Origin of the sequence: Nitratidesulfovibrio sp. D1 (genome assembly GCF_051133415.1) — a bacterium.
Lineage (GTDB): Bacteria > Desulfobacterota > Desulfovibrionia > Desulfovibrionales > Desulfovibrionaceae > Cupidesulfovibrio.
On record NZ_JBPGNZ010000006.1, the window covers coordinates 111,127 to 125,179 of the forward strand.

The following is a 14,053-nucleotide window of genomic DNA, read 5'->3' on the forward strand; positions in this document are numbered from 1 at the left end:
CAACTGCACCGCCATTTCACATAACGCCGGTTTTGTCAACAAAACCGCGCCGCACAAGGGTTCGCGGCCCCTCCCCGCAGCGGAGCCGGACGGAACGGTCACGTGGCCGACGGGGGGCTCTCCGCCGCGCCACGGTCGCGCAGCAGCAGCCACAGCCCCACGCCGAACAGCGGCAGGCACAGCACCTGGCCCATGGTCAGCCAGCCGAAGGCCAGGTAGCCCAGTTGCGGGTCGGGCTCGCGCACGAACTCCACGGCAAAGCGGAACACCGCGTACAGCACGCCGAACAGGCCGGACACCGCGCCCACCGGCCGTTTGCGGCCGGAGAACCACCATACCGCCGCGAACAGCGCCACGCCTTCCAGCGCGGCCTCGTACAACTGCGAGGGATGGCGGGGGAAGGGACCGCCGTCGGGGAACTCCATGGCCCACGGCAGCGTGGTGGGCGCGCCCCACAGTTCGCCATTGATGAAGTTGCCGATGCGGCCGAAGAACAGCCCCGGCGGAATCAGCGGCGCCACGAAGTCCACCACGGACATGAATTCGCGCCCGGTGCGCCGGGCGTACATCCACACCGCGAACAGCACGCCCAGCAGGCCGCCGTGGAAGGACATGCCCCCGTGCCAGATCTGGAAGATGGCGGCGGGCTGGCTGACGTAATAGGCCAGGTCGTAGAACAGGATGTAGCCCAGCCGCCCGCCCAGCACCACGCCGAAGATGGCCCAGGTAACCATGTCGTCCACTTCCTGCGGCTGCCAGCCGCTGCCGGGCCGGGCGGCGCGGCGGCGGCCCAGCCACCACCCGGAGACGAAGCCGAACAGGTACATCAGCCCGTACCAGCGGAACTGCAACGGGCCGATGGAGATGGCCACGGGGTCTATGCGGGGAAACGTGAGCATCGGGGCTCCGGAGCTGCTTGTGGTTGCGGAAAAGGCTGGCGCGACGGGGCGCGCGCAAGGGCGAAACACCCGAGGCTGTGGTACGACCAGCGCCCGCATCCGTCAATGCCGGGCCATGAACGCGGACCCGGTCCGCCGGAATTTCCATCCGTCCCGCGCCGATTCGGCACAAGGTTGTTGACAACCCCAGGGGTTTCGGGCAAGAACCTACTTCCGCTTGGGGCTGTAGCTCAGTTGGGAGAGCGCTTGAATGGCATTCAAGAGGTCAGGAGTTCAATTCTCCTCAGCTCCACCAGAATTTCGCAGGGGTTATCCGAAAGGGTAACCCCTGCGCCTTTTCGTGCCCCACAGGGAGGCAGCATGGCGCCCACCGTCTGGTTCACCTATTTCCTGCTCATGACGGCCATCGCGTACACGCCGGGGCCCATGACCATGTTCTCCATGTCCACCAGCGTGCGCAACGGCTTCGCGCGCACCGTGCCCGCCATCCTGGGCGGCTCGTGCGCCTACTGCGCGCAGATGGTGGTGGTGTATTTCGGGCTGGGGGCCATCGTGCAGGGCTCGGTGGCGGTGTTCAACTGCATCAAGTGGGTGGGCGTGGCCTACCTGGTGGCGCTGGCCCTGAAGAACTGGCGTGCCGCGCCCATGGCCGGGGACGGCGCGGACGCCCGCCCGGCCCCCACGCCGCGCAGGCAGTTCTGCCTGGGCTTCGCCACGGGCATGTCCAACCCCAAGTCCATCCTGGTGTTCACCGTGCTCTTCCCGCAGTTCATCGAGCCCGCCCGCTACACCGCGCACTTCTGCATCCTGGCGGCCAGCTTCTTCGTCATCCAGGGCAGCAGCGCGGTGTCCTACGCCCTGTTCGGGGCGCGGGTGTTCCGCTGGCTGCGGCGCCGGTCGCTGGAGCACGTCCAGCACAAGGCCACGGCCGCCATCCTGTTCGGCGCGGCGGGCATGCTGGCGGTCAGCAGGCGCTAGGGGCCCGCCCGGACCGCGCCCGCAAGGCGGGTCCAGGCATCGGACAAAAAAGGACACCCCCCGGACCAGGTCCAGGGGGTGCTTTTTTTTCGCCCGGCGGGTGCACGCGGGGCGCGGGGCGGGCGGGAGCATTCATGCCCGCCCCGCGCTTTCGGACGAAAGTCCGTCACGCTACGGCAGCATCCACTTCAGCGGGTAGGCCTGGAGCATGGTGAGCACGCAGATGAACAGCGTCATGCCCACGGAGTGCCACAGGGTGAAGCGGAACAGCTGGCCTTCCTGGCCCACCATCTTGGTGGCCGCGGTGGCGACCGAGATGGACTGGGGCGAGATCATCTTGCCGGTGACGCCACCCGAGGAGTTGGCGGCAACGGCCAGGTGCGGATCCATGCCCACGCTGGTGGCGGTGGTGCGCTGCAGACCGCTGAAGAGCGCGTTGGACGAGGTGTCCGAACCGGTCAGGAACACGCCCAGCCAGCCCAGCAGCGGCGAGAAGAACGGGAACAGCCAGCCGGTCTTGGTGAAGGCGAGGCCCATGGTCGAGCTCATGCCGGAGTAGTTCATGATCTGGGCCAGGCCAAGGATCATGGCGATGGTCAGGATGGGGAAGCGCAGCTGATGCATGGTGCGGAACAGGCAGGGGATGGCCTGGCCGTAGCCGTACTTGGGCATCATGGGCACCGCGAGCAGGCCGGTGAACAGGATCGCGGTACCGGCGGCGGAGATGACGTTCAGCTTGTACATGGCGCCGTACGGAGCGTTGGCGGCCACGATGGGCATGGTCTTTTCGATGGCGTTGTGCAGGCCCGGCCAGGCAAAGCCCTTGGCGGCCAGCGGGGCGAACCCGCCGCCCAGGGCGCCGTCGAGGTAGGGCTTGATTTCCGGCAGGCCCCAGAAGAACACCATGATGGCCAGGATGATGTAGGGCGTCCAGGCGCGGATGATTTCACCGAGGGAGTAGGGCGAGGGACCGGTGAGGGCCGAGGGGGTTTCGTCGGGGAAGTGCCAGGTGCTGGCGGGCTTCCACACGCGCAGCAGCAGCACCATGCCGATGATGGTGATGATGGCCGACATGATGTCGGGCAGGGTCGGGCCGTGGAAGTTCGAGAAGGCGTACTGCGAACCGGCGAAGCACACGCCGGCCACGAGGACGGCGGGCAGCACTTCCAGCGAGCGCTTGAAGCCGCACATGGTCACGCACAGCCACATGGGCACGATGATCGACAGGAACGGCAGCTGACGGCCGACGATCTGGCTGATGTGCATGGTGTCGAGACCGGAGACCTGACCGGCCACGATGATCGGAATACCGATGGCGCCGAAGGCCACCGGGGCGGTGTTGGCGATGAGGCAGATACCCGCGGCGTACAGCGGGTTGAAGCCCAGGCCCACCAGCATGGCGGCGGTGATGGCCACGGGGGTGCCGAAACCGGCGGTGCCTTCGATGAACGAACCGAACGCGAAGGCGATGAAGATGGCCTGCAGGCGGCGGTCGTCGGTGAGGCGGGCCAGCGAATCCTTGATGATTTCGAATTCGCCGGATTCAACGGTCATGTTGTAGATCCACACCGCCGTGATGACGATCCAGACGATGGGGAACAGCCCGTACGCGGCGCCGTACAGGGTCGCGTTGACGGCCAGGTTCACGGGCATGCCCCACACCAGGATGGCGAGCAGCACGGCCGCGGTGGTGCCGAGGGCGGCGGCGAAGTGACCCTTCGCGCGGCGCACGGCCAGCATGTAGAAAAGAACGTACAGCGGCACGGCCGCGACCAGCGCCGACAAAAGAATGTTCGAGAGCGGATCGTAGTTCTGCACCCAGTTCATGAAACTCCTCCCTTACGGATTATGATGAGGGCCTGCACCGGCCCCAGCCCATGGGCTTGTTCTTGATCGTCGCATTAGCTCAAGGAATACACGACTTCAAGACAAACGGATCAATCTTTTTTTTCGGACTTGGTGCATGTTTTCAGGAAAAAACGGCCCGGCCTCCACATCTTCGGACACACAACACTTCATTGTTTATACAAACAATATCTGTAAGACAGCACAAAGGCGGTATACAAACCACTGACCACGCCATGTATGAAGGATTGAGACATTATCACGAACTTGTTTCCTCATGCTGCATGATTCATATCGCCAGATAATTCCTCATTGAATATGATTTTCGTATTGCAAGAGTCCAGATACATCCTGTTGCCGAACCCCGCAGCACGGCGGCATGCGTCATGGTGAATTCATGGCCAGTACCCTTGCGTTGCGGGATGTTTCACCCACTGTCCAACCCCGGCATCTTCCATCATGTTGAAGCCTGTTTTCGCTCCCGGCACGCGCGCGGCGCGCCCCGGCGGGGCGCCCGGAGCGCAAGCCCCCGGCATTCGCCTTGCGGCAAGGGCTGTTGGCGCAGCACTGGCGCGGGCTGAGCGGGTGGCAAGTGGCGGGAATCAGTGTGGCTGGGCACACCATCATTCAATGGTATTGCCGTATAAAAATCGAGCGTACGCTCATTATCGTCCGGAAAATCGGATAAAAAAAATTCCGAGTCGCACATTATTTTTTGCCGGGCGGAGGGGGCGGACACAAAAACGGGGAGGGCGGGGGAATATCCGGGGGGCCGGGACAACGGAAACGGGGCGCCCCCGATCAAGCAGATCGTCAGGGCGCCCCGTGTCGGTCGCGTGGTGGGCAATACAGGATTCGAACCTGTGGCCTTTGGCTCCGGAGGCCAACGCTCTATCCATCTGAGCTAATTGCCCGCGAAACGGGACAACTATCGCTTGCCTACCGGCACTGTCAAGACATATGTGATCGCGGGGCACGCCCCGTCACGGCGGCCCGGCAAGGGGTCCACCGGACGCATGCCCCCCTGCCGGGGCGGCAACGCGACCGGAGCGCTCCGAATGGCGGTCCACGCCGCCACATGGCCGCCAATGTGTGACGGTCTTGAAAAAAATCGTGTCGGGCGGCCTTGCAGGCATGGCGCGCCGTGCACATTTTCGATAAAAACATCCGCACCCCACCTCCATCGCGTCGCCCTCCCGCCCTGATCGCCGTCCGCCCGATTCTTTCCGCCCCGGCCGGTACGGTATCGGTCTGGTCCGAACCATCGGGGCGCCGGTTCTCCGCGCGCCGCGCGGCAGCAGCGCACGACGCCATGGGGGGGACGGGTCCGGTTCCGGAGATTTCATGAAGCGCTTCGTGGTCGGCATATCCGGCGCCAGCGGCATGCCCCTGGCCGTCACCCTGCTGCGCGGGCTGCGCGACGCCGCACGCGCCCTGCCCGGCGGCGCGCAGGTGCACCTCGTGGTGTCCGACGCGGCCCGGCAAGTGCTGGCCCTGGAGTCGGACCTGCGCGCGGAGGACCTGCTGGCCCTGGCCGACGTGGTTCACGACGCGCGCGACTTCGGCGCGCCGCCCTCCAGCGGTTCGTGGCCGCACGACGGCATGATGGTCTGCCCCTGCTCCATGAGCACGCTGGCCGCCATCGCCCACGGCACCGGCAGCAACCTGCTGCACCGCGCCGCCGACGTCACCCTGAAGGAGCGCCGCCCGCTGGTGCTGGTGGTGCGCGAAACGCCCGTAAGCCGGGTGCACCTGCGCAACATGCTGGCCGCCGCCGAAGCGGGCGCGGTGATCATGCCGCCCTGCCCCGGCTTCTACGCGCGGCCCGCCAGCGTGCAGGACATCCTGGACCACCTTGCCGGGCGCATTCTGGACCAGATCGGCGTGCCCAACGCCCTTGCCGCCCGCTGGGGCGAGGCCCCCCGGGAAATGGACCGGGAATAGCCGCGGACGGGGAACAGCCGCGCTCCGGCGCGGCGCGACGCGGAAACCTTTTTGCGGAAAGGCAGGATCATACCATGCAATACAGCCTCACATGGCACGGCCACGCCAATTTCCAGATTTCCTGCGACGGAGCCAACGTGCTCGTGGACCCGTTCTTCGAGGGCAACCCCTCGGCGTCCACCCCGTGGACAGGCATCGCCCCGCCCGATCTCGTGCTGGTCACCCACGACCACGGCGACCACGTGGGCCAGGCGGTGCAGATCTGCAACACCACCGGCGCGCTGCTGGGGTGCATCGTGGGCACGGCCCAGCGCCTGCTGGAAGAAGGGCTGCGCCCCGGCCTGCTGCTGAACTCCATCGGCTTCAACATCGGCGGCACGGTGACGCACAAGGGCGTCAGCGTCACCATGACCCAGGCCTTCCACTCGTCCGAATCGGGCGCGCCCGTGGGGTACATCGTGACCATGCCGGGCGGGCTCACCTTCTACCACGCCGGGGACACGGGCATCTTCTCGTCGATGGAGCTGTGGGGACGGCTGTATTCCATCGACCTGGCCATGCTGCCCATCGGCGGCACCTTCACCATGGACGCGCGGCAGGCGGCCATGGCCAGCGCCATGCTGCGCACCCGCTCGGTGGTGCCCATGCACTGGGGCACCTTTCCGGTGCTGGAACAGAACACCGAGCGCTTCCGCGAGCAGTTGCGCAACCATGCCCCCGACTGCCGGCTGTTCGACATGAAGCCCGGCGACACCGTCACCCTGGATATGGGCGAGGATGGCCGGGGCTGCGCATACTGTTAATTGCGCGGGTCACGGACCCGCATCGTCAACACTGCAACACGCCTTGCGCTCCACGCGCCGGAATGCGGATTCCGGCCCACGGGCGCGGGCATCGCCTCCGGTTTCGCGCATGTCTGGCATCGTGCGCGGGAGGTCCGGAGCGAACGGGGCAAGCGCCCCGGTTCGGTACCTCCATGGAACACGCGGCGGTAACATACAAATGGGTTGTCTATCTGGTGCGCTGTGCCGACGGGACGCTGTACTGCGGCGTCACCACGGACATGGAACGGCGCCTTGGCGAACACAACCGGGGCAGGGGCGCGCGCTACACGCGCTCGCGCCGCCCGGTCACGCTGATCGCCACCGCCCCGTTCCCTGACCGCGGCAGTGCACAGAAGGCCGAGCATCACGTCAAACGGCTGCCCCCCGACAGGAAGCAGGAAGCGCTGGCACATTACGCAGGCGCACTTCCCGTCGCGGCGCGGCCGAGCGCCCCGCGCACGAAGGAATGACAATGGAAACTATGCGTTTTGAAGAATTGCCCCTTTCAAAGGAAATCCTGAAGGCCATCGAAGAAATGGGCTTCGAGGAAACCTCGCCCATCCAGGCGTTGGCCATCCCCCACATCCTGGACGGCCGCGACGTCATCGGCCAGGCCCAGACCGGCACCGGCAAGACGGCGGCCTTCGGCATCCCCCTGCTGGAGCGCATCGACCCGCGCGAAAAGGACATCCAGGGCATCATCCTGTGCCCCACGCGCGAACTGGCCATCCAGGTGGCGGAAGAACTCACCCAACTGGCCTCGCGCAAGCGCGGCCTGTACGTGCTGCCCGTGTACGGCGGCCAGCCCATCGACCGCCAGTTCAAGGCCCTGCGCCGCGGCGCGCAGGTGGTGGTGGGCACCCCCGGCCGCGTCATGGACCACATGGAGCGCGGCACAATCAACCTTTCCACGGTGCGCATGGCCGTGCTGGACGAAGCCGACGAAATGCTGGACATGGGCTTTCGCGACGACATCGAGCACATCCTCGGCCACGTGCCGGGCGAGGCGCAGACGGTGTTCTTCTCCGCCACCATGCCCCCGGCCATCCTTGAACTGGCCCAGCGCTTCCTGAAGACGCCCGAATTCCTCAAGGTGACCCAGAAGCAGGTCACCGTGCCCAGCATCGAGCAGATCTACTACGAGGTGCGGCCCTTCCAGAAGCTGGAGGCGCTGTGCCGGGTGCTGGACCTGTACAACCCCAAGCGCGCCATCGTGTTCTGCTCGACCAAGCGCGGCGTGGACGAACTGACCCAGCACCTGCAGGGGCGCGGCTACCAAGCCGACGGCCTGCACGGGAACCTCAACCAGTCGCAGCGCGACCGGGTGATGGCGCGCTTCCGCAGCAACGGCATCGAAATCCTTGTCGCCACCGACGTGGCCGCGCGCGGCATCGACGTGGACGACGTGGAGGCCGTGGTCAACTACGACATCCCCAACGCCGTCGAGCACTACGTGCACCGCATCGGCCGCACGGGCCGCGCCGGGCGTTCCGGCCGGGCGTTCACCTTCGTTTCCGGACGCGACTTCTACAAACTGCGCGACATCAAGAAGTTCACCAAGGCGCACATCGTGCAGCACCAAGTGCCCACCTCCAGCGACGTGGCCACGGTGAAGACCAACCAGCTGCTGGCCGAGGTGCGCCGCCACATCGAGGCGGGCGAGCTGGAAAAGTACACCGACATCGTGGAATCGTTCCTGGACGAGGACGTGACCACCGTGGACATGGCCGCCGCCCTGCTCAAGCTGCTGATGCGCCGCGAACTGGGCGACGCCGTGCCCGGCGGCGAAAAGACCCCGGCGGGCACCGGCGCGGAACCCGGCATGGTGCGCCTGTTCCTGAACGTGGGCCGCAAGATGCGCGTCACCGCGCGGGACATCGTGGGGGCCATCGCCGGCGAGACCGGCATCCCCGGCCGCATGATCGGGGCCATCGACATCCGCGACCGCGTGTCCTTTGTCGAAGTGCCCGCCGACTACGCCCAGGAAGTCATCTCGGTGATGAACGGCAACCAGATCCGGGGCTTCCGCCTGGGGGTGGAGCCCGCCACGCCGAGGGAACGCGAATAGCCACGCCGGTTCACGCAGCCGCACGGACAACAAAAAGGGGAGGGCACGGCAACGTGTCCTCCCCTTCTGTATATTTATGGACGGGTGATGCGATGGTGCCCTTCGCGGCTGTTTCTAGAGCGCCGTCCCTTTCGTGGGGACATACAACCGGGCCATGTCCGCGCCTTCCAGTTCAAGCAGGCGGATCTTCTTTTCCAGTCCCCCGGCATAGCCGGTCAGGCTGCCGTCGGCCCCCACCACCCGGTGGCACGGAATGACGATGGAGATCGGATTGTGCCCCACCGCCCCGCCCACCGCCTGGCCGGACATGCCGGCCTTGCCCGTCCTGCCGGTCCTGCCGGTATGGGCGGCAATGATCCGGGCGAGTTCGCCGTAGGTCGTGGTCGTGCCGTACGGAATCTCGCACAGCAGCGCCCATACCGCCCTGCGAAAGGCGCTGCCGCGCGGGGCCAGCGGCAATCGTGCAATGTCCGGCTTCCCGCCCGCGAAATACTCGTCCAGCCATTCCCGGACCATGGCAAACACGGGCAGGTCGTCCCTGGGAACACGCTCTTCCGCAACGGTGCCGCCGAAGTATTTCTGCCCTTCCAGCCACAGCCCCACCAGGTTGTCGCCGTCGCTCGCCAGCAGGATGGGCCCGAGGGGAGACGAATACTGTGTGGTATAGAGCATGCGGGCTCCTTGCACGGTGTGCCGGTTACAGGGAATTCCACAGGTTGATGGTGGCGTAGGCGCGCCAGGGACGCCATGACTCCGCCAGGGCCAGTATCTGCTCCGGCGTCCGGGGGGCGAGGGCCTTCCTGACGCCATGGTCCGTGTGCGGGAAGGCGTCGGGCCATCCCATGGCCCGCATGGCGATGTAGTGCGCGGTCCACATGCCGATGCCCGGAACGGCCAGCAGTGTTTTGATGCCGTCTTCCGGCGGCGCGCTGTGGCCGAAATCGGCGTCCCCGGCCGCGAACAGCCTTGCCAGCGCGAGGATGGTGCGCGCCCGCGCGCCCGTGATGCCCAGCGGGCCGAGGTGGTCGCCGATGGCCCCGGCCCCCTCAAGGGCCATGATGGTTTCGGGCGCGGGAAAGGCGCGGGTCAGCCCCGCGATGCCGGTTTCGACCGGAATGCCGTGGGCCTGCACCAGCCGGGCCGCCAGGGTTCCCGCGGCCTTGACCGTGATCTGCTGCCCCAGGACCGCGCGCACGGTCATTTCGAAGGCGTCGAAGCAGCCGGGCAGCCGGGTTCCGGGAACGCACAGGCCAGGCCGGATGTCGTTCATGGACGACAGGGTTTCGTAAATCGTCTCGGGATCGCAATGCAGGTCGAACAACTGGCGCACGCGCGCCAGCACCCGTGACAGGACCGGCAGCAGGGCGGCATCCATGGTGACGGTCAGCACCCGTTTCCCCGGCTGGCATCCCACCCGTATCCAGCCGGACACCGCCCGTGGCGTCCCGGTGGCGAACCGCACGGTCCGGAGATACTCGCCATCCCGGACCAGTTCCACGCCCGGAATGGCGCGCGCCGCGAGGAACTCCAATATCGCCTGCCACTGGTAGGGCGGGCGGTACCCCAGGGCCAGGGTGACGCCCGTTCCCTGCTTCCCGTGCGCTGCCGCCTGCTTCCGCAGGGCGGTGGGGGCGAGGCGGTAGTGCTTCCTGAACAGCGCGTTGAACCGCCGCAGGCTTCCGAAGCCTGCGGCCATGGCCACGTCGATGACCGAAAGGTCCGTGTCGGCCAGCAGGTTCCGGGCAAGCAGCAGCCTGCATGTTTGCAGGTACTGGACGGGCGTGACGTGGTATTCGGCCATGAACACCCGGCGCAGGTGGCGGCCCGTGCAGCCCAGGCGGCGGGCCAGTTCCTCCACGCCGTGTCCGCTCCCGCAGTTGTCCTCCAGCAGTCGCGCCGCGCGCCGCGCAAGAGAGGCGGCCGCGTCCACAGGCACATTCAGGGGCACATTCAGGGGCACGTTCAGGGGCGCTGCCCCCGGCGCGATTTCGGGGCGGCAGAGCAGGCACGGCCGAAAGCCCGCCTGTTCCGCGGCGGCGGCGGTTGCGTAGAACGTGCAGTTTTCAGCCCTTGGCAATTTGGCCCGGCACACGGGGCGGCAGTAGATGCCCGTGGACGTCACGCCGACAAAGAACCGGCCATCGAACCGGGGGTCCTTTGCCTTGAATGCGGCATACCATGCGCTGTGCTGGTCATTGGGCACGGGTCCTCACCTCTTTCGGCGAAGCCTACCACCCTGCCGCCATATTTCCAGCCGTTTTCGGACATGGTTGCCCTGCCCGCGAAACATGCCCGCGCCCCTACCCGGCCCAGACCTGCCGGGCCAGCGACAGGGCCACGCCCCACACCACCAGGCACACGCTGCCGTCCAGCACCCGCCACGCCACGGGCTTGCGGAACAGCGGGGCCAGCACCCGGCCGCACGCTCCCAACGCGAAGAACCACAGGCACGAGGCGGTGGCCGCGCCCGCGCCGAAGGAGGCCCGTTCGGCCGCCGGGTAGTGCCCGCTGATGCCGCCCAGCATGACCACGGTGTCGAGGTACACGTGCGGGTTCAGCAGGGACACGGCCAGCGTGGCCCCCAGCACCCGGCGCAGGCTGGTGCGGCCGCCGTCGCCCACGGCCCGGTCGGCCTCCAGAATACCGGGACGCAGGGCCGAGCGCAGCGCCCCGAACCCGAACCAGGCCAGAAACACGGCGCCGCCCACGGCCGCGCCCTGGCGCAGCAACGGGCTGGCGGCAACCGCCGTGCCCACTCCGGCCACCCCGGCGGCGATCAGCACCACGTCGATAAGCGCGCACAGCGCGGCCACGGCCATGTGGTGGTTGCGGCGCAGACTCTGGGTCAGCACGAAGGCGTTCTGCGCGCCGATGGCGATGATTAGGCTGGCCCCGATGCCAAGGCCCTGAAGGTAGGGGGCAAGGTGCATGACGCTCTCCGAAAACAGGTCTGGAGTCCGGCGATCCGCCGTGACGTCCCTGCTCTACCTTGTTCCGCGTCATGCGTGAAATTACTTGTTGTGCTGTTGCATAAGCAATATTAATGATCAGCCATGCTCGACTACCGACTTGTGGAGGCCGTGGCCGCCGTGATCCGCGAAGGGGGCTTCGAGCGGGCCGCGCGGGTGCTGCACCTGACGCAGTCCGCCGTGTCGCAGCGGGTCAAGGCGCTGGAGGACCAGTTGGGCACCGTTCTGGTGGTGCGCGCCACCCCGGCCCGCGCCACCGACGAGGGCCGCCGCCTGCTGGCCCATTGCGACAAGGTGGGCCTGCTGGAGACCGACCTTGCCGCCGCGTTGCGGCCCGAGGGCGGAACCGGCGGCGACGCCCCGCCCGGTTCCCCGGACGCGCCGGACACACCGGAAATCCAGTGGACCACCCTGCCCGTGGCCGTGAACGCGGACAGTCTGGCCACGTGGTTCCCCGACGCCGTGGCCCCGTTCCTGCGCACGGAACGCGCCCTGCTGGACCTGTCCGTGGACGACCAGGAGCGCACTCACCTGCTGCTGCGCGACGGCCATGTGACCGCCGCCGTGTCCACCCGCGCCGCCGCCGTGCAGGGCTGCCGCTGCCTGCCCCTGGGCCGGGTGGACTACCTGTGCCTGGCCGCGCCGGAGTTCGCCGCGCGCTGGTTCCCCGCCGGGCTCGCCGAGGCCGCCCTGTGCCGCGCGCCCGCCGTGATCTTCAACCGCGCCGACGAGGTGCACCACCAGTTCCTGCGCGGGCTGCTCGGCCGCGACGCGGCAGACGGGCTGCGCCTGCCCCTGCACTACATCCCCTCGTCCGAACGGTTCGTGGACGTGGTGGCCCAGGGCCTTGCCTACGGCATGATCCCCCTGCCCCAGGCCCGCAGCCACCTCGCCGATGGCCGCCTCGTCGATCTCGCCCCCGGCCGCGCCGTGCCCATCCGCCTCTTCTGGCACTGCTGGGGCCTGCGCACCCGCCTGCTCGACGCCCTCACTCACCACGTCGTCGCCCACGCCCGGCAGGTGCTGGGGCAGGAGTAGCCGGGAAAGATGAAATGAAAAAACGGTACGGGGGGAAGGAACCTTTTAAAAAAGGTTCCTTCCCCCCGTACCCCCCATCCTCCCAAACTTTTCATTTGGTCCGATGGGCAAAGGGTGTGGAAGCTACAGTTTCCCGCCGCTGCATGGCTTCACATACGACCCTGTACGCCGTGACGCTACCCACTTGAAAAGCAACGGAAAGCTCAACCACGCAAAAAACCAAACGGTGTTGCTCTCCTCCCCACCCCCATACAAAAAGTTTTGGGGGATGGGGGTCCGGGGGAAGGGACTTTTTTCAAAAGGTCCCTTCCCCCGGTTCGCTTTTATCAAATATCTTCTCTCCCCCTACTTCCCGGCATCCACCCCGGCGTCGCCGAAGGTGGCCATCTTCTCGAAGATGTCGGCGGCGCTGCGCAGCAGGAAGATGGACAGCGCGCCGCCGGTGCCTTCGCCGAGGCGCAGGCCGAGGTCGAGCAGGGGGCGGATGTCCAGCGTGCGCAGGATGGCCGCGTGGCCCTGTTCGGCGGAGGCGTGGCTGAACACGCAGTACCCGGCCACGGCGGGGGCGATCTTCCAGGCGGCGGTGTAGGCGGCGGTGGAGATGAACCCGTCGATGACGGCCACCAGCCGGTGGCGGGCCGCGCCCAGGATGAGGCCCGCCAGGGCGGCGATTTCAAGCCCCCCCACGGCGGCCAGAATGTCCACGGGGCCGCCGGTGGCGATGGCCTGGCGGTTGGCGGCCAGGGCGGCGCGGATGACCTGCGCCTTGCGGGCCACGCCGTGGGCGTCCAGACCGGTGCCGGGGCCGGTGACGGCCTCGGGGTCAAGGCCCAGATAGGCGCAGTACAGGGCGGTGGAGGGCGTGGTGTTGGCGATGCCCATGTCGCCGGTGCCCACGCAGCGGCAGCCGTCGGCGGCGGCCTGCGCGGCAAGGTCCGCGCCCAGCAGCAGGGCGGCCTCGCACTGTTCGCGGGTCATGGCCGGGCCGTGGGTCATGTTGGCGGTGCCGGGGGCCACCTTGCGGCGGACGAGCTGCGGATGCGGCTCGAAGTCGTCGCCCAGACATCCGGCGTCCACCACGCGCAGGTCGATGCCCGCGGTGGCGCACAGCACGTTGATGCCCGCGCCGCCGTTCAGGAAATTGAGCACCATCTGGCGGGTCACTTCCTGCGGAAACAGCGAGACGCCCTCTGCGGCCACGCCATGGTCGCCCGCGATGGTGAAGATGCGCGCGGGGTCGGCGGCCAGGGGGCGCGCGCCGCCCTGGATGCGGTGCAGTTGCAGGGCCAGTTCTTCCAGGCGGCCCAGGCTGCCGCGCGGCTTGGTGAGGTTGTCCAGATGCGCCTGCCCGGCCGGGTCGTGGCCGTGGTCCACGGGGTCGATGGCGGCGATGAGGTCGAGAAGGCGCGGCGAGATGGACGGCATGGGAACCCCCGGAGGTGTCGGTGTGGAACGGGAACCGGCGCACGGTAGCGCCGTGGGCCGGGC

12 protein-coding genes, 2 tRNA genes and 1 pseudogene are annotated in these 14,053 nt (G+C 67.5%); 7 read left to right on the forward strand and 8 right to left on the reverse strand.

All coding sequences use genetic code 11. The features are described 5' to 3' along the window. Positions 1-98: 98 nt before the first annotated feature. A complete protein-coding gene (lgt, locus tag ACR4XJ_RS13450; RefSeq protein ID WP_434755683.1) occupies positions 99-899 on the reverse strand; it encodes a prolipoprotein diacylglyceryl transferase in 801 nt (266 codons plus the stop codon). Positions 900-1,118: 219 nt separating this feature from the next. On the opposite strand from lgt, the gene ACR4XJ_RS13455 reads away from it, so the two are divergent. Then, positions 1,119-1,194 (forward strand) — tRNA-Ala (locus tag ACR4XJ_RS13455). Positions 1,195-1,259: 65 nt separating this feature from the next. Beyond that, a complete protein-coding gene (locus ACR4XJ_RS13460) occupies positions 1,260-1,877 on the forward strand; it encodes a LysE family translocator (RefSeq protein WP_434755684.1) in 618 nt (205 codons plus the stop codon). A 171-nt stretch (positions 1,878-2,048) separates the two neighbouring features. Here ACR4XJ_RS13460 and ACR4XJ_RS13465 read toward each other — a convergent pair whose 3' ends face one another. Both ACR4XJ_RS13465 and ACR4XJ_RS13470 read right to left on the reverse strand, forming a co-directional pair. Continuing rightward, positions 2,049-3,704 (reverse strand): L-lactate permease, encoded by a 1,656-nt coding sequence (locus tag ACR4XJ_RS13465; protein ID WP_434755685.1) that lies wholly within the window; start codon positions 3,702-3,704, stop codon positions 2,049-2,051. A gap of 855 nt (positions 3,705-4,559) precedes the next feature. Next, positions 4,560-4,636, reverse strand: a tRNA-Arg gene (locus ACR4XJ_RS13470). Positions 4,637-5,066: 430 nt separating this feature from the next. Between ACR4XJ_RS13470 and ACR4XJ_RS13475 the strand changes: the two genes are divergently transcribed. From ACR4XJ_RS13475 to ACR4XJ_RS13490, 4 genes are all read left to right on the forward strand, one after another. Continuing rightward, on the forward strand, positions 5,067-5,666 hold the full coding sequence (locus tag ACR4XJ_RS13475; RefSeq protein WP_434755686.1) for a UbiX family flavin prenyltransferase: 600 nt from the start codon (positions 5,067-5,069) through the stop codon (positions 5,664-5,666). Between the two features lie 74 nt (positions 5,667-5,740). Beyond that, positions 5,741-6,469: a metal-dependent hydrolase gene (locus ACR4XJ_RS13480; protein WP_434755687.1), complete on the forward strand. Its 729-nt coding sequence runs from the start codon at positions 5,741-5,743 to the stop codon at positions 6,467-6,469. A 173-nt stretch (positions 6,470-6,642) separates the two neighbouring features. Next, the gene (locus ACR4XJ_RS13485) at positions 6,643-6,960 is read left to right on the forward strand and encodes a GIY-YIG nuclease family protein (protein ID WP_434755688.1); all 318 of its coding nucleotides are present in this window, start codon (positions 6,643-6,645) and stop codon (positions 6,958-6,960) included. A 2-nt stretch (positions 6,961-6,962) separates the two neighbouring features. Continuing rightward, on the forward strand, positions 6,963-8,558 hold the full coding sequence (locus ACR4XJ_RS13490; RefSeq protein ID WP_434755689.1) for a DEAD/DEAH box helicase: 1,596 nt from the start codon (positions 6,963-6,965) through the stop codon (positions 8,556-8,558). A 114-nt stretch (positions 8,559-8,672) separates the two neighbouring features. Here the strand turns inward: ACR4XJ_RS13490 and ACR4XJ_RS13495 are convergent, their stop codons facing one another. The 4 genes and pseudogenes from ACR4XJ_RS13495 to ACR4XJ_RS13510 form a co-directional block, all read right to left on the reverse strand. After that, positions 8,673-9,230: a methylated-DNA--[protein]-cysteine S-methyltransferase gene (locus tag ACR4XJ_RS13495; RefSeq protein WP_434755690.1), complete on the reverse strand. Its 558-nt coding sequence runs from the start codon at positions 9,228-9,230 to the stop codon at positions 8,673-8,675. A gap of 25 nt (positions 9,231-9,255) precedes the next feature. After that, a complete protein-coding gene (locus ACR4XJ_RS13500; protein ID WP_434755772.1) occupies positions 9,256-9,693 on the reverse strand; it encodes a DNA-3-methyladenine glycosylase family protein in 438 nt (145 codons plus the stop codon). Positions 9,694-9,780: 87 nt separating this feature from the next. Continuing rightward, positions 9,781-10,761: pseudogene (locus tag ACR4XJ_RS13505) on the reverse strand (bifunctional transcriptional activator/DNA repair enzyme AdaA); the annotation flags it as partial. A gap of 97 nt (positions 10,762-10,858) precedes the next feature. After that, positions 10,859-11,488, reverse strand: coding sequence for a LysE/ArgO family amino acid transporter (locus ACR4XJ_RS13510; protein ID WP_434755691.1), 630 nt, complete (start codon positions 11,486-11,488; stop codon positions 10,859-10,861). Positions 11,489-11,611: 123 nt separating this feature from the next. On the opposite strand from ACR4XJ_RS13510, the gene ACR4XJ_RS13515 reads away from it, so the two are divergent. Continuing rightward, a complete protein-coding gene (locus ACR4XJ_RS13515; RefSeq protein WP_434755692.1) occupies positions 11,612-12,565 on the forward strand; it encodes a LysR family transcriptional regulator ArgP in 954 nt (317 codons plus the stop codon). A gap of 345 nt (positions 12,566-12,910) precedes the next feature. Here ACR4XJ_RS13515 and cobT read toward each other — a convergent pair whose 3' ends face one another. Next, on the reverse strand, positions 12,911-13,990 hold the full coding sequence (cobT, locus tag ACR4XJ_RS13520; protein ID WP_434755693.1) for a nicotinate-nucleotide--dimethylbenzimidazole phosphoribosyltransferase: 1,080 nt from the start codon (positions 13,988-13,990) through the stop codon (positions 12,911-12,913). Between the last annotated feature and the right edge of the window lie 63 nt (positions 13,991-14,053).